Source organism: Streptomyces sp. SID5785 (genome assembly GCF_009870065.1).
Taxonomy (GTDB): domain Bacteria; phylum Actinomycetota; class Actinomycetes; order Streptomycetales; family Streptomycetaceae; genus Streptomyces.
This window is the reverse complement of sequence record NZ_WWIA01000016.1, coordinates 1-16751: the sequence shown is the minus strand read 5'-3', so window position 1 is coordinate 16751 and position 16751 is coordinate 1. Positions and strand designations below refer to the sequence as shown.

12 protein-coding genes and 1 pseudogene are annotated in these 16751 nt (G+C 71.3%); 5 read left to right on the top strand and 8 right to left on the bottom strand.

The features are described from left to right. From GTW43_RS00595 to GTW43_RS00585, 3 genes and pseudogenes are all read left to right on the top strand, one after another. A pseudogene (locus tag GTW43_RS00595) lies at positions 1–208 on the top strand (ribonuclease D); the annotation flags it as partial. Between the two features lie 358 nt (positions 209–566). Beyond that, positions 567–1784: an acetyl-CoA C-acyltransferase gene (locus GTW43_RS00590; protein WP_161299552.1), complete on the top strand. Its 1218-nt coding sequence runs from the start codon at positions 567–569 to the stop codon at positions 1782–1784. Beyond that, positions 1781–3919 (top strand): 3-hydroxyacyl-CoA dehydrogenase NAD-binding domain-containing protein, encoded by a 2139-nt coding sequence (locus tag GTW43_RS00585; protein ID WP_161299551.1) that lies wholly within the window; start codon positions 1781–1783, stop codon positions 3917–3919. Before GTW43_RS00590 ends, GTW43_RS00585 begins: the two co-directional genes overlap by 4 nt. 325 nt (positions 3920–4244) lie before the next feature. Here GTW43_RS00585 and GTW43_RS00580 read toward each other — a convergent pair whose 3' ends face one another. From GTW43_RS00580 to GTW43_RS00555, 6 genes are all read right to left on the bottom strand, one after another. Next, positions 4245–5276: a hypothetical protein gene (locus GTW43_RS00580; protein ID WP_161299550.1), complete on the bottom strand. Its 1032-nt coding sequence runs from the start codon at positions 5274–5276 to the stop codon at positions 4245–4247. Between the two features lie 51 nt (positions 5277–5327). Beyond that, the gene (locus tag GTW43_RS00575) at positions 5328–6398 is read right to left on the bottom strand and encodes an NlpC/P60 family protein (RefSeq protein WP_161299549.1); all 1071 of its coding nucleotides are present in this window, start codon (positions 6396–6398) and stop codon (positions 5328–5330) included. A gap of 31 nt (positions 6399–6429) precedes the next feature. Next, the gene (locus tag GTW43_RS00570) at positions 6430–6912 is read right to left on the bottom strand and encodes a poly-gamma-glutamate biosynthesis protein PgsC/CapC (RefSeq protein WP_161299548.1); all 483 of its coding nucleotides are present in this window, start codon (positions 6910–6912) and stop codon (positions 6430–6432) included. Beyond that, a complete protein-coding gene (pgsB, locus tag GTW43_RS00565) occupies positions 6909–8465 on the bottom strand; it encodes a poly-gamma-glutamate synthase PgsB (protein ID WP_161299547.1) in 1557 nt (518 codons plus the stop codon). The genes GTW43_RS00570 and pgsB overlap by 4 nt, the downstream gene beginning before the upstream one ends. 5 nt (positions 8466–8470) lie before the next feature. Further along, positions 8471–10711 carry a cache and HAMP domain-containing protein gene (locus GTW43_RS00560; RefSeq protein ID WP_161299554.1) on the bottom strand — a complete coding sequence of 747 codons (2241 nt, stop codon included), beginning with the start codon at positions 10709–10711 and terminating at the stop codon, positions 8471–8473. Positions 10712–10979: 268 nt separating this feature from the next. After that, positions 10980–12200, bottom strand: a complete 1221-nt coding sequence (locus tag GTW43_RS00555; protein WP_343245848.1) for a CapA family protein — start codon at positions 12198–12200, stop codon at positions 10980–10982. A 23-nt stretch (positions 12201–12223) separates the two neighbouring features. Between GTW43_RS00555 and GTW43_RS00550 the strand changes: the two genes are divergently transcribed. Together GTW43_RS00550 and GTW43_RS00545 are read left to right on the top strand one after the other, a co-directional pair. Further along, the gene (locus tag GTW43_RS00550) at positions 12224–13201 is read left to right on the top strand and encodes a hypothetical protein (protein ID WP_161299546.1); all 978 of its coding nucleotides are present in this window, start codon (positions 12224–12226) and stop codon (positions 13199–13201) included. Next, positions 13198–13587 (top strand): NTP pyrophosphohydrolase, encoded by a 390-nt coding sequence (locus GTW43_RS00545; RefSeq protein ID WP_161299545.1) that lies wholly within the window; start codon positions 13198–13200, stop codon positions 13585–13587. Before GTW43_RS00550 ends, GTW43_RS00545 begins: the two co-directional genes overlap by 4 nt. Here the strand turns inward: GTW43_RS00545 and GTW43_RS00540 are convergent. Together GTW43_RS00540 and GTW43_RS00535 are read right to left on the bottom strand one after the other, a co-directional pair. After that, entirely contained in the window at positions 13584–15110 is a 1527-nt protein-coding gene (locus GTW43_RS00540) for an amino acid permease (RefSeq protein ID WP_161299544.1), read from the bottom strand. The genes GTW43_RS00545 and GTW43_RS00540 overlap by 4 nt on opposite strands. 144 nt (positions 15111–15254) lie before the next feature. Beyond that, positions 15255–16751, bottom strand: a 1497-nt coding sequence (locus tag GTW43_RS00535) for a 1-deoxy-D-xylulose-5-phosphate synthase N-terminal domain-containing protein (RefSeq protein ID WP_161299543.1), incomplete at its 5' end; no start/stop codon positions are given.

Sequence of the window (16751 nt, the reverse complement as noted above, 5' to 3'; positions counted from 1 at the left end):
CGGGGTCTCGGCGCTGGCCGAGCAGCTCACCATGCCGCAGGAGAACCTGATCACCCCGGACACGGTCCGCCGGGTGTGCTGGGAGCCGCCGGCCTCCGTGGACGCGGACTCGGTGGCGGCGGCGCTCGGCTCGCACGGGGCGCGGCGCTGGCAGATCGAGCAGGTGACCCCGGTCCTGGTCACGGCGCTGTCCGCTGCGCGGGGCTGACCGGCACCCTGTCGCAGCGGGAGCGGGCGCCCCGGCGGGCGGCTGCGGGTTCGTCGTGGCTGCTCGCGCGGTTCCGAGCGCCTCTGGGATAGGCACCTTGTGTGCCTCGTCTCGGGGGCGCTTCTCGCGCGCTTCCCGGGCTCCTCTCGAGCGCTTCCCGGGCTCCTCTCGGGTTCCTGTCATCGGCCCGTCGACCCGCGGTCGGCGACCCGGCGGGCGGCGCTCCGGCGATGTGACGTTCGCCGCTCCGGGCGAGGGGGCTGGGCAGCATGGTTACCCGCAAGTAGCATGAAGGGGTGAGCGCGCGCTCAGTCGCGCGCCGTGGCAGTGCCGTCCCGCATCCTGGAGGAGAGCCATCGTGCCTCGTACCGTCAGGGACGTCGTCTTCGTCGACGGCGTCCGCACCCCGTTCGGCAAGGCGGGCCCGAAGGGCATCTACCACGAGACCCGGGCCGACGACCTGGTCGTCAAGGCGATCCGCGAGCTGCTGCGCCGGAACCCCGACCTGGACCCCGCCACGATCGACGAGGTCGCCATCGCCGCGACCACCCAGATCGGTGACCAGGGCCTGACCCTGGGCCGCACGGCCGGCATCCTGGCCGGACTCCCGCAGTCCGTGCCCGGCTACTCGATCGACCGCATGTGCGCCGGTGCGCTGACCGCCGTGACGACGACCGCGGGCTCGATCGCGTTCGGCGCGTACGACGCGGTGATCGCGGGCGGCGTCGAGCACATGGGCCGCCACCCCATGGGTGAGGGCGTCGACCCGAACCCCCGGTTCGTCAGCGAGAAGCTGGTCGACGAGTCCGCCCTGTTCATGGGCATGACCGCCGAGAACCTGCACGACCGCTACCCGACCATCACCAAGCAGCGCGCCGACGAGTACGCCGTGCGCTCGCAGGAGAAGGCCGCGAAGGCGTACGCGAACGGCAAGATCCAGCAGGACCTGGTCCCGATCTCCGTGCGCAACACCAACGCCGAGGTCGGCGAGACCGGCTGGGGCCTCGTCACGGCCGACGAGCCGATGCGCCCGGGCACCACGCTGGAGAACCTGTCCGGCCTGAAGACGCCGTTCCGCACGCACGGCCGGGTCACCGCCGGTAACGCCGCGGGTCTCAACGACGGCGCCACCGCCTCGATCATCGCCTCCGAGGACTTCGCCCGGGAGCACAACCTCCCGGTCAAGATGCGCCTCGTCTCCTACGCCTTCGCCGGCGTCGAGCCCGAGGTCATGGGCTACGGCCCGATCCCGGCCACCGAGAAGGCCCTCGCCAAGGCGGGGCTCTCCATCTCGGACATCGGCCTCTTCGAGGTCAACGAGGCCTTCGCCGTGCAGGTGCTCGCGTTCCTCGAGCACTACGGCATCGCCGACGACGACGCCCGCGTCAACCAGTACGGCGGCGCCATCGCCTTCGGCCACCCGCTCGCCTCCTCCGGCGTCCGTCTGATGACGCAGCTGGCCCGCCAGTTCGAGGAGCAGCCCGAGGTCCGCTACGGCCTCACCACCATGTGCGTCGGCTTCGGCATGGGCGCGACGGTCATCTGGGAAAACCCGCACTTCGAGGGGGACAAGTGAGCACCACCGCCGAGCTTCTGAAGGGTGCGGCCGAGCTGTTCCCCGGTGAGGTCGTCACGTCCGCGCACGTACGCCACCTCGAACTGCCCCACGGTGCGGGCCGCTTCGCCCTCATCACGCTGGACAACGGCTTCGACCACACCAAGCCGACCACGTTCGGCCCGGGTTCGCTCGCGAACCTGAACGTCGCGATCGACCAGGTCGAGGCGGAGGCCGCGGCCGGCGAGATCGTCGGTGTCGGTGTCACCGGCAAGCCGTTCATCTTCGCCGTCGGCGCCGACCTCAAGGGCGTCGAGCTGCTGAAGAACCACGACGACGCGCTCGCCATCGGCAAGGGCGGCCACGAGGTCTTCAAGCGCCTCGCCGGTCTCGCCGTACCGACGTTCGCGTACTACAACGGTGCCGCGATGGGCGGTGGCGTCGAGGTCGGTCTGCACTGCTCGTACCGCACCGTCTCCAAGGCGCTGCCCGCGTTCTCGCTGCCCGAGGTCTTCCTCGGCCTGGTCCCCGGGTGGGGCGGCTGCGCCCTGCTGCCGAACCTGATCGGCGCCGACAAGGCCGTCTCGGTCATCATCGAGAACAGCCTCAACCAGAACAAGCAGCTCAAGGGCAAGCAGGTCTTCGAACTCGGGATCGCCGACGCGCTCTTCGAGGGCGCCGACTTCCTCGAGCAGTCGCTGATCTGGACCGCCCAGGTGCTGAAGGGCGACGTCAAGGTCGAGCGCCCGGACGTCGACCGCGGCGAGGCCTGGGACCAGGCCGTCGCGCGCGGCACCGCCATCGCCGACTCCAAGGTGCACGGCGCGGCCCCGGCCGCCTACCGCGCGCTCGACATCATCGCGGCCGCCAAGTCCGGTGACCTCCAGGCCGGTTTCGACGCCGAGGACAAGGCGCTCGCCGACCTCATCATGGGCGGCGAACTGCGCGCCGGCATCTACTCGTTCAACCTGGTGCAGAAGCGCGGCAAGCGTCCCGCCGGCGCCCCGGACAAGAACCTGGCGCGCCCGGTCTCCAAGGTCGGCGTCGTCGGCGCCGGTCTGATGGCCTCGCAGCTCGCCCTGCTCTTCCTGCGCCGCCTCGAGGTGCCGGTCGTCCTGACCGACATCGACCAGGAGCGCGTCGACAAGGGTGTGGGCTACGTCCACGCCGAGATCGACAAGCTGCTCGGCAAGCGCCGCATCAACCAGGACAAGGCCAACCGCCTGAAGGCCCTGGTCTCCGGCGTCCTCGACAAGGCGGAGGGCTTCTCCGACGCCGACTTCATCATCGAGGCCGTCTTCGAGGAGATCGGCGTCAAGCAGCAGGTGTTCGCCGAGGTCGAGGCCGTCGCCCCGGCGCACGCGATCCTCGCCACGAACACCTCGTCCCTCTCGGTCACCGAGATGGCGTCGAAGCTGAAGCACCCCGAGCGGGTCGTCGGCTTCCACTTCTTCAACCCGGTCGCGATCCTCCCGCTCCTGGAGATCGTGCGCGGCGAACGGACGGACGACGCGGCGCTCGCCACGGCGTTCGGCGTCGCCAAGAAGCTGAAGAAGACCGCGGTGCTCGTGAAGGACGCCCCGGCGTTCGTCGTGAACCGCATCCTGACCCGCTTCATGGGCGAGATCCAGAACGTCATCGACGAGGGCACGCCGGTCGAGGTGGCGGAGAAGGCGGTGGAGCCCCTGGGCCTGCCGATGTCCCCGCTCGTCCTCCTCGAGCTGGTCGGTCCCGCCATCGGTCTGCACGTCTCGGAGACCCTGAACCGCGCCTTCCCGGAGCGCTTCACCGTCTCGCCGAACCTGGCGGCCGTCGTCAAGGCCGGCAAGCGCGGCTTCTACGTCTACTCCGCCGAGAACGACTTCAAGCCGGAGCTGGACCCCGAGGTCGCCGCGCTCCTGAAGCAGGGCGATGTCGTCCTGACCGAGGAGCAGGTCCGCGACCGCGTGCTCGACGCCGTCGCCCAGGAGATCGGGCTCATGCTCGACGAGGGTGTCGTCGCCGAGGCGCAGGACATCGACCTGTGCCTGATCACGGGTGCGGGCTGGCCCTTCCACCTGGGTGGCATCACCCCGTACCTGGACCGTGAGGGCGTCTCCGAGCGGGTCACCGGGAAGCGGTTCCTGGAGGCCGGGGTCGCGAGCGTGCCGGCGTAGTTCCGATGCGGGTCGCGCCTGACCGTCGGGTCGGCTGAGGGGCGCGGGCGACTGCGGATCAGTGGTGGCTGATCACGCAGTTCCCCGCGCCCCTTTCTGCGCTCGGCCCAACCGGCGCCCGATCGCGCCCACGCGGCGCAGCCGCCGAAAGACACAGCCCCGCGCCCCTTTCCGCGCTCGGCCCACCCCGCGCCCGATCGCGCCCACGCGGCGCAGCCGCCGAAAGACACAGCCCCGCGCCCCTTTCCGCGCTCGGCCCACCCGGCTACAGATCGCGCCCACGCGGCGCAGCCGCCGGAAGGCGCAGCCTTGCGTCCGGCAGGGGCTACGGGATCGGGCGCCAGGCCTCCAGGGCCAGGCCCGGTTCGTTCTTGCGGCGGGTCAGGGCCAGCCGGGGCGGGGCTCCGGGGGTGTACGTGGCCGCGACGACCCGCCCGTTCGCGTCCTCCGCGAGGGCGATCTGCGTGTCCGGCGGCAGCGCGGGGCCCGACTCGGTCCACCAGGCGCCGGCCGACTCCAGCTCGGTCGGGTACGCGGCGAACGCGACCCGTCCGCTGTCCGCGCGCTGGGCGAGCAGGGTGCAGTCCACGTCGTCCAGACGGCAGCGGATCGCGGCGACCGGTCCGGGCCCCGCCGCGTTCATCAGCCGGACGGGGTCGGCCTCGCCGCGCCACGCGTACAGGCCGCCGTCCTCGTCGGTGTAGAAGAGCGTGGTGTGCTCGGCGGAGGTGGCGAGGGCGCGCAGGGTGTCCGGGCGCGGGTTCGCGGGCAGCGGCTTGTCGTCGGGCACGAGCGCCGTGCCGGCCGACTGCTGACGACGGCGCAGGATGCCGTCGGGCGTGGCCGCGTAGACGCTGATGAGGCCGGACTCGTCGGCCACCGCGGCGAGTTCACCGCGCACCCCGGTCCCGGCGAGGTCCCGCCAGGGGGCCCAGCCGCCCTTCTCCCGCTGGGCTCGCATGCTGATGCCGCCGCCCTTGTTGCGGACGAAGACATGGGCGCGGCCCTGCGCGTCGACGGCGACGGCGGGCGGGCCCGTGCGGTCGCCGGTCTTGTTCGGGTGGCCGATCGGGGTCCAGTCGAGGGCCGACAGGTGCGGCTGGAAGTGCGTGGAGTGGACGAGCCCCGACTCACCGGGAACGGTGGGCCGCCAGGACGCGAGATGCACGTAACCACCGGGCCCCTGAGCCAGCCCGAGCACCGGATGCAGCCGCTGCTCGCCGCCGACCGTCGCGGACTCGCTCCAGGGCCCGTCCGGGCTCAGCTCGGTGCGCCGCACGACCGCGTCACCACCGGGGGCGAACCCGTAGGAGCAGAGCCTGCCGTCACGCGCGCGTATCAGCCAGTCGCCGTTCACACAAACACCATATGCGGGAGCGGACCACCACCGGCGCCCGCCCCCGGTGGTTCACAGGCGCTTGGCGCTGCGCAGCGTCTTGGCGTAGTAGCCGTTTCCGTCGAGGCGGGAGGTGCCGCCCTTGTCGCCGATCGTGGGGCCGTTGACCTCTTCACGGCTGGACACGAAGATCATGTGGCCGTCGGTGTCGTGGCCCATGTACATGCCGACATGGTCGAGGCGCTGTCCTGTGCGCTGGTCCAGCTTGAAGAAGACCAGGTCACCCGGTTGCAGGACATCGATCGAGGTCGGCCGGTCGGAGGCGGAGACGCCCTTGAGCGGGATGATGTCGGTGCCCGCCTCGGAGCGGGCCATGCCGTTGGCCGTACGGGGCAGGCCGTCGCCCGACTTGTCCGAGGACATCAGGGGGTAGCGCGCCCGGTAGCCCCAGATGAGGCGCTGGAAGCCGGAGCAGTCGACAGAGCGGGCCCGGCGCGACTCGGGAGTCTGGGTGGTGCCGTCCCGGAACGTGTACGGGATGCCCAGGTAGTCGTAGAAGTCGGAGAGCTCGTCCCGCAAGTCGTTGCCCTCTGAGCCGTTCGGGTTGATCGGTCCGAAGTTGGCGTCACCGGCGTACGCGATGCCCTCGTCGTCCTTCTTGACCGGGGCGCCCTCGACGTACTGGAACGCGTACGCGAAAAGGTCGTCCTCCTCCGAGCCGTAGAACTCCTTGAACCAGTCCGTGAACCACTTCTCCTTCTCGGAACCCTTGCGCCACGTCTCGGGCATCAGCCGCACCCAGTCCTCGGTCACGACCCGCGACTTGGTGCTGGCGGGCTCCGTGAAGGTACGCGAGGGGCCCTTGAGGGTGGCGGTGCGGGCACCGTCGGTGAACATGGCGAGGACCTGGCCGCTCTCGCCGCGCAGGACGGACCGCTCGGGGTTCTTCAGGCGCTCCCAGGTCTGCTTGCCACCCTTCTGCCCGGTGCTGGACTCCAGCATCGGCGAGTCGGTGACGGCCTGGACCGCGGGCGCCTTCTCCTGCTCGTCCTTCTTCAGCTCGACGGTGAGATAGCCGCTGGCGCCGAGCAGGGCGAGCACGGTGACGGCGTGCAGGACGGGGCGCTTCTTCTTGGGAGGCATGGGAGTCTGCTCCGGTCAAAAGGGTCGGCGGTCAGGCGGACGGCATGAAGCCGAGGAGGATGGCCGCGGTCAGGACGACGTACGCCATGAGCGTCACGGAGCCGGTCGCGAGCAGGGTGGGCCCCTTGGGCTGGCGCACCAGCTGGTAGCCGATGAGGCCCGGGACGATGAAGCCGAGTGTCTGGTTCGCGTACATGAGCGGGAACTCCAGGGAGAGCACGATCATGACGGTGGCCTGGAGCGTGACGCCGAGCAGGACGACGGCGGCGAAGAGCCGCTTGCCGTAGAGGATCACGTACTTCTGCATCAGCAGGGTGCCGGCGTAGGTGAGGACGGTGACGCCGACGACCATCGCGGCGCGCTGCAGGTCCTCGACGAGGGTCAGGGCCAGCCAGCCGGGGGTGATCATGCCGCCGGGCGACAGGTTCGTCGTCAGGTAGCAGACCAGGGAGAACAGCAGCCCGATGGCGATACCCACCGCGGCGATCTCGGGGGTGAGGACGGAGGGGATCAACGGTGCTGCTCTCCTGCGGGGTCGTGCCACGGGTCGTAGTCGTCGGCGGTCGGGGTGGGCGGTACGACGGGCTCGAACAGGCCGCGCGGGGCGTCCTGTCCTGCGGCCCGTGCCGGGGGTGTGACGTGCGGAAACGGCTGCTGCCGCGGCGGTTGCGGGTACGGGGTGCGGGCGTCGCGCTGGACCGGGACGGCCTGCGGCGACGTGTACCGCTCCTCGTACGCCGGCGAGTACTGCTGGTACGGGTCGATGCGCGGTGCGTACAGCTGGACGGTCTCGACGTGCTCGCGCGGCCCGAGGGCGGACCGGTCCGGGTGCTCAGGGCCGGCCGGGGTCGCTTGTGCCGTGCCGCCCTGCGTCTGGTCCGGCGTCTCGTCCGCGGGCAGCTCGGCGAGGTACTCCAGGAGGTGTTCGCCCTGGCCGTGGATGTTGCCGATGGCGACGAGCGAGGAGTCCGGGCCGAGCCGGCCCAGCAGCTGTCCCATGAACTCCTCGGGGTCGCGCCGGTCGCCGCCCAGGTCGACGGCGCGGTCGCGGTAGGCGGCCGGGATCGCGTCGATGGCCGACTTGGCGGGATGCCCGATGACGAAGACGTGCTCGGGGTCGAGGCCGGGGATGATCTCGCCCATCTGCCCGTTGCGCTCGACGCGGTCGGGCCGGCAGTTGATGACCACGCTGAGCGGCCGGTGGACGGCGCCGAGGTCGAGCAGCTGGTTGATGTTCATCAGCGTCGACTCGGGGTCGTTGGCCGCGAAGACGTTCGCGAAGCGGAGCTTCTTGTCGTCCGGCGTGAGGTACCGCTCGACGGAGAGGACACCGGGGTCCGGCGGGGCGTCGTACATGCCCTGGAGCGCGGTGGCCCGGTCGACGCCGAGGAGGTCGGCGACGACGAGGGCGATGGCGACGTTCTCCTTGAACGTGAACCAGCTGAAGCCGCGCAGCTCCTCGTCCGTGACCATCTCCGGGTCCGCGTAGACGAGCTCGCAGTTCCGTGCGTCGGCCTCCTCCTGGAGGATGTGGAACCGGTCGACCTCGGCGGTGACGCAGATGCCGTTCTCGGGCATGGAGCGGCACAGGGAGCGGGCGACGTCGTCGAGGGTGGGGCCCATCTCGGCGAGGTGGTCCTCACGGACGTTGCAGAGCACGCCGATCGTGGAGCGGATCAGCTTGGACTGGTTGATCTCCTGGAGCGCCGGCATGACCGCCATGCACTCGATGACGAGCGCGTCGGGGTGGTAGGCGGCGGCCCGGCGCACGATGCCGATCTGCTCGACGACGTTGGCGATGCCGAACTTCCGGTAGACGGGCTCCTCGGTGGCGTCCGGGTGGATGAAGCGGGCGGCGGTGCCGGTGGTCTTGGCGACCGTGGTGAGGTCGCCGCCGCGCAGGGCGCCGGCGCACAGCCTGGTGATGGAGGACTTGCCGCGGATGCCGTTGACGAGCACGCGGGTCGGGATGTGGTCGAGGTTGACGTAGTGCCGCCGCTGTTCGATCACTCCGGCGATCAGCAGGACGGCTCCGCACACCACGAGCACGGTGTAGAGGAAGAGCACGGTGGTTACTGGTTCCTTCCGGCTCCGGCGGTGGCGCTCGGCGCGCCGCCCTGCCGTCGCTGCTGATGCCGTTGTCCCTGGAGCTGCTGCCGTACGAGTTCGAGGCTGCGCGCGACGGCGCCGACCTCGTCGTGGTGGCGCGGGTACAGCACGGTCCTGCGGTCGCCGCCCGCGAGGGCCTCGGCCTGGCGGGCGAGTTCGCGCAGCGGGCGCACCACGACGATGTGCAGCCAGCCGAGGCAGGCGGCCGCCGCGGTGATGCCGAGGAGCCCGGCGAGGACGGTGCGGTTCTGGTACTGATACGCGGGGATGGCCAGCCCGGAGGCGGGCTGCCAGCTCACGACGGTCCAGTTCAGCTCCTTGGCCGCACCGCCTCCGGCGAACGGGGCGGCTCCGGCGAGCTGGACGGCGGCGCCGTCGCGGTACAGGACGCCGCTGGGCTTGGCGGCCATACCGACCTTCTGGTTGGTGGCGTCGGCCAGTTCGTCGATGCGGCCGGGCAGCTTCTGGAACTCCCGGTAGCCGGAGTTGCCCGCGATGACCTTGCGGTCGCTGTCGACGACGCGCACGGTGCCGAGCCCTGGCCGCTTGAGCAGCGAGTTCAGGAAGTCGACGCGGAACTCGCCCACGACGGCGGCGCCGTCGCGGCCCGGGATCTCGGCGGTGCCGATGATCACGGGCTTCTTGCCCGCGTCGTCGAGGACGCGCAGGGGTTTGTCGGACGGGCCCTTGCCGGAAGGGCTGTGCACGTCACCGCCGGAGCGGGCGACGACCTTGCCGTTCTCGTCGAGGACGTACAGCGCGTCGTAGCGGGGGTGCTCGGCCATGGTGCGGTCGAGCACCTCGGTGATCTGTCCCGGCTCGGTGCGGTCGCCGACGAGGGTGCCGACGGCGGTGAGGTCGGCGTGGCCCTCGTTGAGCGCGCGGCGGAGCCGGTCGGCGAGAGTGTCGGTGCGCTCGCGCTGGTCGCTGACCATCTGCTGCGGGACGGTGACGTCTCCGCCCGCCCGGTTCACGAAGAGGACCAGGGGGATGCACCACACGAGCAGCAGCGCTCCGCTGATCGCGACGAGGGAGCGCGCACCGAAGCGGCCCCGGGCCGCAGGCACATCGTCGTCCTGGCCGAGCAGCTGGCGGCGCAGCCGCTCGAGCGAGGTGCCGATGCGGGCGCCCTCGCCGAAGCGGGGCACGGTCACGGGGCGGGTGAGGTCCCCGCGGGTGAGCCGGCGGCTCTCGAGGAACAGCCGCACGATGGGGCGCTGCACGGTGCCCAGGAGCAGGGCGACCGTGAGGCCGCCGATGAGGAGCAGGGCTCCCGCAGCGAGCAGGCCGAAGGCGAGCGACGCGACGTGTACGCCCTCGTCCGTGATGTGGACGAGCGTGACCACGTTGAGCCCGAGCTCGCTGGCCGGGGTGAACTCGCCGGGCTGGGAACCGGTGAGCGAGGCGTAGCCGGCGAGCGCGCGGTCGCCCTGGACGGTGTCGCCGAGCAGGGAGCCGCTGACGCCGAGATAGCCGCCGGAGCCGGGCTCCTTGGTGGTCGACGGATCGCGGGACGCCTTGCGCGCGGCGGCCTTCGCGAAGTCGTCGAGCTGCTCGCGGGAGGCGGCGGACGCCTCCTTCACCGTGTCCGAGAGGATCTGCTCGGGGGCGAGGATGCCGTCGCTGCTCAGGACGGTGCCCTTCGCGTCGACGACCGCGATGGCACGGAACTTGCCGAGGCTGACGCCGGGGAACTTGAGGCTGCTCGTGGTGACGAGGAGCTCCTGCGGACGCCCCTCCCACGAGAGAAGCGCGAGGGTGAGCAGTCGGGTCTCGCCGTTGTCCAGACGGATCAGCCGGGGCCGCAGGCCGTCCTCGCGGGCGAGCTCGGAGCGGTCGATCGCGGTGACGGGAACGCTCTCGCCGCGCGCGGCGAGCAGCTTCCCCGACGTGATCTCCAGGACGGCCGAGCCGCGCCACTTCTGGTAGACGTTGCCGACCTTGTCGAGGACGGTGTCGGCGCTCACCGGGCGGCCGGCGCTGAACAGGCTCGCCGTCCGGTTCAGGTCGGTGATCGACTCGTCGAGCGAGGCGCGCAGGGCGACGGCGCCGTCCTCCGCGAAGTGCTGCTGCGATTGGAGCACCGCCTTGGGCACGGGTCCGTCACCGGAGCGCCCCATGGTCAGGGCGGTGATTCCGGCCAGGGCGAGCAGCAGGACCGACAGGAGTGCGATGGGCGGCCTGATGCCGCCGAGCAGGGACATGTCGGCCCGTCTGCGGACCTTGTGCCGTCGCTTCACCTGGGAAGCGGCCAACGGGGGGCTCCTCTCGTGCATGTCGGGTGTGCCGGGCTCCGTGCGACCCGCCCCCCGGGTGAGTCGCACAGGGATCCGCACTAGGCACACACGTGCGATCCAGTACCGTCCGACCGTGGCCGAGACCGGATGGTTGTACGTGTACGGGGCAATGTGATGCAGAGCACGGTTTGAGCCACATCTTCGTGATCCGTGGCGTTCGGGCCGTGCGCTCGGGTCAGGGCAGCGGATGCAGCGGCTTCAGGCCGTCCTGCCCGGCCCCGCGGTTGAGCAGGGTGCCCTCGGTGCGCTCGAACGCCAGCCGGTAGCGGGCCCGCTGCTGGGCGCTGAGCTTGTCGCCGTCGCGCAGCGCCGCGGCCACGTCCACCAGCCGATGGTCCTCGACCGACCCCTCGGGCACCGCGCCGGTCTCGTCCGGGTCCGGCGGGATCTCGATGAACGTCGGCACGTACTTGGCCTGCACGTCCCACTCGCCGCCATGCTCGGTGAATTCGAACCAGCCGGTGACGCCCTCCTCGGACAGCCCGCTGGGCACCTCGTGCCGCGCGATCTGATTGCCGAGCCCGTACGCGATCCAGGTGCCGTCGATCTTCTCCATCGGCTGGACGACATGTGCGTGGTGGCCGATGACCAGGTCGATTCCGGTCTCCTCGGCGATGCTGCGGGCCAGCCGCAGCTGGTTCGCGTTGGGCGTCGGCTGGTGCTCGCGCCCCCAGTGGATGCTGAGGATGACGACGTCGGCGCCGGCCGTGCGGGCGCGCCGCTCGGCCGCCTTGATCGACCGGAGCGAGGTCTGGTTGACGAGCCACGGCTTCTTCTCGGGGATCTCGTGGCCGTTGAAGCCGCCCGCGAAGGACAGCTGGGCCACCTTGACGCCCTTGACGTCGATGATGTTCGGCTTCGACGCCTCGGCCGCGCTGCGCGCCGAACCCGTGTGCTTGACGCCTGCCTTGTCCAGGGCGTTCAGCGTGTTGGTCACGCCGGTCGCCCCGTGGTCGAGGCTGTGGTTCGAGGCCGTCGAGCAGGTGTCGTAGCCGATGCTCTTGATCGTCGTGGTGATCTGCGGCGGCACGATGAAGGCGGGGAAGCTCTCGAAGGGACCCTTCGGGCTCGCCGACGCCACCGGCTCGAAGTGACATATGGCCAGGTCGGCTCTGCTGATCACCGGCTTCATCCCGGCCATGATCGGGTCGAAGTCGAGCCCCGCCTCACCGTTGCCGGTCGTCTTCGCGTCCTTGGCGGCCTGTTCGGTCAGCTCCGGGTGGATGAGGATGTCACCGGCCGCAGCGACGGTGAACGAACGGCCTTCCGCGGCAGCAGGCTTGCCGTCGTCCGAGCCGAACGGTCCGCAGGCCGCGGCGCCCGCGGCGAGAACGACGAGGGCCGCGCCGGATATGCCGAACCGGCCGCGACGGGAGGTGAGGATGGGGCGTCTGATCACCGGGCTATCTTTATACAACTATGACGGGCAACCGGACAAAGACGGTAACAATTGCAATAATCCTCGTCGTTGTCGTCTCCGTCGGCGTGATGTTCACCGCATTCACCCCCGGCCGCGACGATAGCGGGGGCCACGCGGACGCCGCGCGGTCCGACGGCCGGGAGAGGGTCGACCTGCTGGCGCGCGTGGCGCGGTACACCGCACCCTTCGACCCGGACTCGGGTTACCGGTCCCCCTCGTCCGACGACCGTGCGACGGTGGCCCGCGCCGTCGGACTGCTTGTCGAAGGGCACCGCGAGCAGGCTGAACAGGCACTGTCCGACGTGGATTTCACCCTCGGCACGGTCGTCGACGAGGCGGACGGAAGGCGCTACACGGAGATCGCCGATCGGTCCGACGAGGGCCCCGCCCCGCGCGGCTGGGGCCGCGTGTACGTCGCCGACGACGGCACGCCCGAGCGGCGACGCTGGATGGTCCAGGTTCCCCATCCCGTCGCCGACCGCCATACGGAGCGGGTCGGCGTCGGCGTCCTGCGCGGCACGCCGGGCGGCATTCTGTTGATTGCAGGCGCGCATCGCAAAGCAGGCAGGGGGAACGCGTCGGACGTGGCCCACCGCAGAGACACCGTGTTCGACGCCGTCGCGGACGAGCTCGTCAGGCGTTCGCTTCCCGCCGTGCAGGTGCACGGCTTCGCCGACGCGTCCGCCCGTCACGACGTCGTCGCCTCGACGGGACGCGGCTCAGTCGCCCGCGGCGAGGGCCGCGACCTCGCCGACGCCCTGCGCGACGACGGGTTCGCGGTGTGCCGAGCCTGGGCCCGCTCCTGTCCGCTGGAGGGCCGCTCCAACGTCCAGGGCCGCGCGGCCTCCCGGCAGCGCGTACCGTTCCTGCACGTGGAGCTCAGCAACCGCATCCGGACCGACGCGGGGCGCACCGACCGGGTCGTGGCCGCCTTCGGCCGGGTGACGGACCGTTGGCGGAAGGGCGGGCGGGGATGACGGGGACGACCACCGTGGTGGTGGACGGGGCCAATGTCGTCGGGTCGGTGCCCGACGGCTGGTGGCGGGACCGGCGCGGGGCGGCCGAGCGGCTGCGGGACCGGCTCGCCGCGCACGCGCAGGAGGGGTTCCCGGGGCTGCCGGGGCCGCTGGACCTCGTGCTCGTCGTGGAGGGCGCCGCGCGGGGCGTGGCGCCGGTGCCCGGGGTGCGGGTGGAGTCGGCGCCGGGCAGCGGCGACGATCTGATCGTGGAGCTCGCGCGGGCGGCCGCCGAGGCGGGCCGGGGACCGTGCGTGGTGGTCACGGCCGACCGGGAGCTGCGGGAGCGGGTGACCCGGCACGGCGCGCGGTGTGTGGGCCCGCGCGCCGTACGGGACGCCTCCTAGGAGCGTCCGGTGCGGCCCAGGGCCTCGCGGCCGAGGCGGCTGTGGTGGCGGCCGTAGAGGAAGTACACGACCATGCCGATCACCATCCAGATGCCGAAGCGCAGCCAGGTCTCGCCCGGCAGGTTGAGCATCAGCCACAGCGACGCGGCGATCGAGATCACCGGCAGGACCGGGACCCACGGGGTGCGGAAGGCCCGGGGCAGGTCGGGGCGGGAGCGGCGGAGCACGATCACGCCCACGGCGACGACCACGAACGCGAACAGGGTGCCGATGTTCACCAGGGTCGCGAGCTCGTTGATGCTGGTGAAGCCGGCCACGACGGCGATGATCGCGCCGAGCAGGATCGTCGGCCGGTACGGGGTCCTGAACTTCGGGTGGGTCTTGGAGAAGAACGTGGGCAGCAGCCCGTCCCGGCTCATCGCGAAGAACACGCGGGTCTGTCCGAGCAGCAGGATCAGACAGACCGTGGTGAGGCCGACGGCGGCGCCGAAACTGATGACGCCCGCGTAGAAGGGATGCCCGACGGCCTTGAACGCGTCGGCGAGCGGGGCGGTCACCGACAGCTCCGTGTACTTCTGCATGCCGGTGACGACCAGGGCGACGGCCACGTAGAGGATCGTGCAGATGAGCAGCGAGCCGAGGATGCCGCGGGGCATGTCGCGCTGCGGCAGCTTGGTCTCCTCGGCGGCGGTGGCGACCACGTCGAAGCCGATGAAGGCGAAGAAGACGATGGAGGCGGCGGTGAAGATGCCCATGAGGCCGAAGTTGGTGGCCTGGTAGCCGAACATCAGCTGGACCAGGGGCGCCGTCTCCCAGCCGCCGCCGCCCTCCGGGGTGACCGCCTTCGGGATGAACGGCTTGTAGTTGTCACCGACGACGAAGAAAAGACCGGCGACGATCACGATCATCACGACGGTCACCTTGATGGCGACGACCACGCTGGTGACGCGCGCGGAGAGCTTCATGCCGAGGACGAGGACCGCGGTGAGCACCAGGACGAGGATGAAGGCGAGGATGTCGAAGGTGCCGCCCGGTACGTCGGGCCCTTCCAGCGAGGCCGGTAGGTGCCAGCCGATGTTGTCCATCAGCGAGCGCACGTACCCGGACCAGCCGACCGCGACGACCGCGGTGCCGAGGGCGAACTCCAGGACGAGGTCCCAGCCGATGATCCAGGCCGGCAGTTCGCCGATCGACGCGTACGCGAACGTGTACGCCGATCCGGCGACCGGGACGGTGGAGGCGAACTCCGCGTAGCACAGGGCGGCGAGGGCGCAGACGATGCCCGCGGCGACGAAGGCCAGCGCGGTGGCCGGTCCCGCGTTCTCCTTCGCCACCTTGCCGGTGAGCACGAAGATGCCGGTGCCGATGACGACGCCGACGCCGAACACGGTGAGGTCCCACGCGGAGAGGGACTTGCGCAGGGCGTGCTCGGGCTCCTCGGTGTCCCGGATTGACTGCTCGACCGACTTGGTCCGGAACAGGGACCTGTTCCCGTTCCCGCGCGACTGGTGGTCGACGCTCATCGGCGTACCTCCGTACCCATGGCCGTACGCCCATGATTGGGGCATCCGGGCCGGGGCGCGCGCCGAGGTGCGGGGCATTCACACGATCGGGCCGGTCGGAGCCCCCTGGAGGGGTCCGGCCGGCCCGGTGGCGGTGCGTGCGAGTCAGTCCCGGGCGGGCTCCACGGCGGGGGCCGTCTCGCGCTCGTAGCGGCCGTCGAGCTTGGCGACGAGGCCGGTGACCTGGCGTGCGATGTCCGGGGCGGTCAGACCGATCTCGGCCATGATCTCCTTGCGGGAGGCGTGGTCGAGGAAGCGCGGCGGGATGCCGAAGTCGCGCAGCGGGACGTCGACGCCGGCGTCGCGCAGGGCCTGGGCGATCGCGGAGCCGACGCCGCCGGCGCGCGAGTTGTCCTCGACGGTGACGACGACGCGGTGGCGCTCGGCCAGCGGGGCGAGTGCCTCGTCGACCGGCTTGACCCAGCGGGGGTCGACGACGGTCGTGGTGATGCCCTGCTTGTCGAGCAGACCGGCGATCTCGAGGCACATCGGGGCGAGCGCGCCGACGGAGACGAGGAGGACGTCGGGCCGGTCGCTGCCGGGCTCGCGCAGGACGTCCATGCCGCCGACCGTGCCGACGGCCTCGACGGCGGGGCCGACGGCGCCCTTGGAGTAGCGCACGACGGTCGGCGCGTCGTCGACCTGGACGGCCTCGCGCAGCTGGGCGCGGACCTGGTCGGCGTCGCGCGGCGCGGCGATCCGGATGCCGGGGACGACCTGGAGGATCGACATGTCCCACATGCCGTTGTGCGAGGCGCCGTCGGTGCCGGTGATGCCGGCTCGGTCCAGGACGAAGGTGACGCCGCACTTGTGCAGGGCCACGTCCATGAGGAGCTGGTCGAAGGCGCGGTTGAGGAACGTCGCGTAGACGGCGAAGACCGGGTGCAGGCCGCCCGCGGCGAGGCCGGCCGCCGAGGTGGCGCCGTGCTGCTCGGCGATGCCGACGTCGTAGACCCGGTCGGGGAACGCGTCGGCGAACTTCTTCAGGCCGACCGGCTGGAGCATCGCGGCGGTGATCGCGACGATGTCCTCGCGCTCCTTGCCGAGCTGGACCATCTCGTCGCCGAACACGGAGGTCCAGTCGGCGCCGGAGGCCTTGATCGGCAGGCCGGTGTCGGGGTGGATGGGGCCGATGCCGTGGAAGCGGTCGGCCTCGTCCTGGAGGGCCGGGGTGTAGCCGCGACCCTTCTCGGTGAGGCAGTGCACGATCACGGGGCCGCCGAAGCGCTTGGCGCGGTTCAGCGCGGACTCCAGGGCCTCGATGTCGTGGCCGTCGATGGGGCCGACGTACTTGAGGCCGAGGTCCTCGAACATGCCCTGCGGCGAGATGAAGTCCTTGAGGCCCTTCTTGGCGCCGTGCAGGGTCTCGTAGAGCGGGCGGCCGACGACCGGGGTGCGCTCCAGGAGGTCCTTGCCGCGGGCCAGGAAGCGCTCGTAGCCGTTCGTGGTGCGCAGGGTGGCCAGGTGGTTGGCGAGGCCGCCGATGGTGGGCGCGTAGGAGCGCTCGTTGTCGTTGACGACGATGACGAGCGGGCGGTCCTTGGCGGCCGCGATGTTGTTCAGCGCCTCCCAGGCCATGCCGCCGGTCAGGGCGCCGTCCCC

Coding starts and splice junctions, on each gene's coding strand:
- GTW43_RS00575 (WP_161299549.1), bottom strand. CDS start 6,398: ATGCCTCCCAAGAAGAAGCGCCCCGTCCTGCACGCCGTCACCGTGCTC.
- GTW43_RS00560 (WP_161299554.1), bottom strand. CDS start 10,711: ATGTCCCTGCTCGGCGGCATCAGGCCGCCCATCGCACTCCTGTCGGTC.
- GTW43_RS00550 (WP_161299546.1), top strand. CDS start 12,224: ATGACGGGCAACCGGACAAAGACGGTAACAATTGCAATAATCCTCGTC.
- GTW43_RS00545 (WP_161299545.1), top strand. CDS start 13,198: ATGACGGGGACGACCACCGTGGTGGTGGACGGGGCCAATGTCGTCGGG.
- GTW43_RS00540 (WP_161299544.1), bottom strand. CDS start 15,110: ATGAGCGTCGACCACCAGTCGCGCGGGAACGGGAACAGGTCCCTGTTC.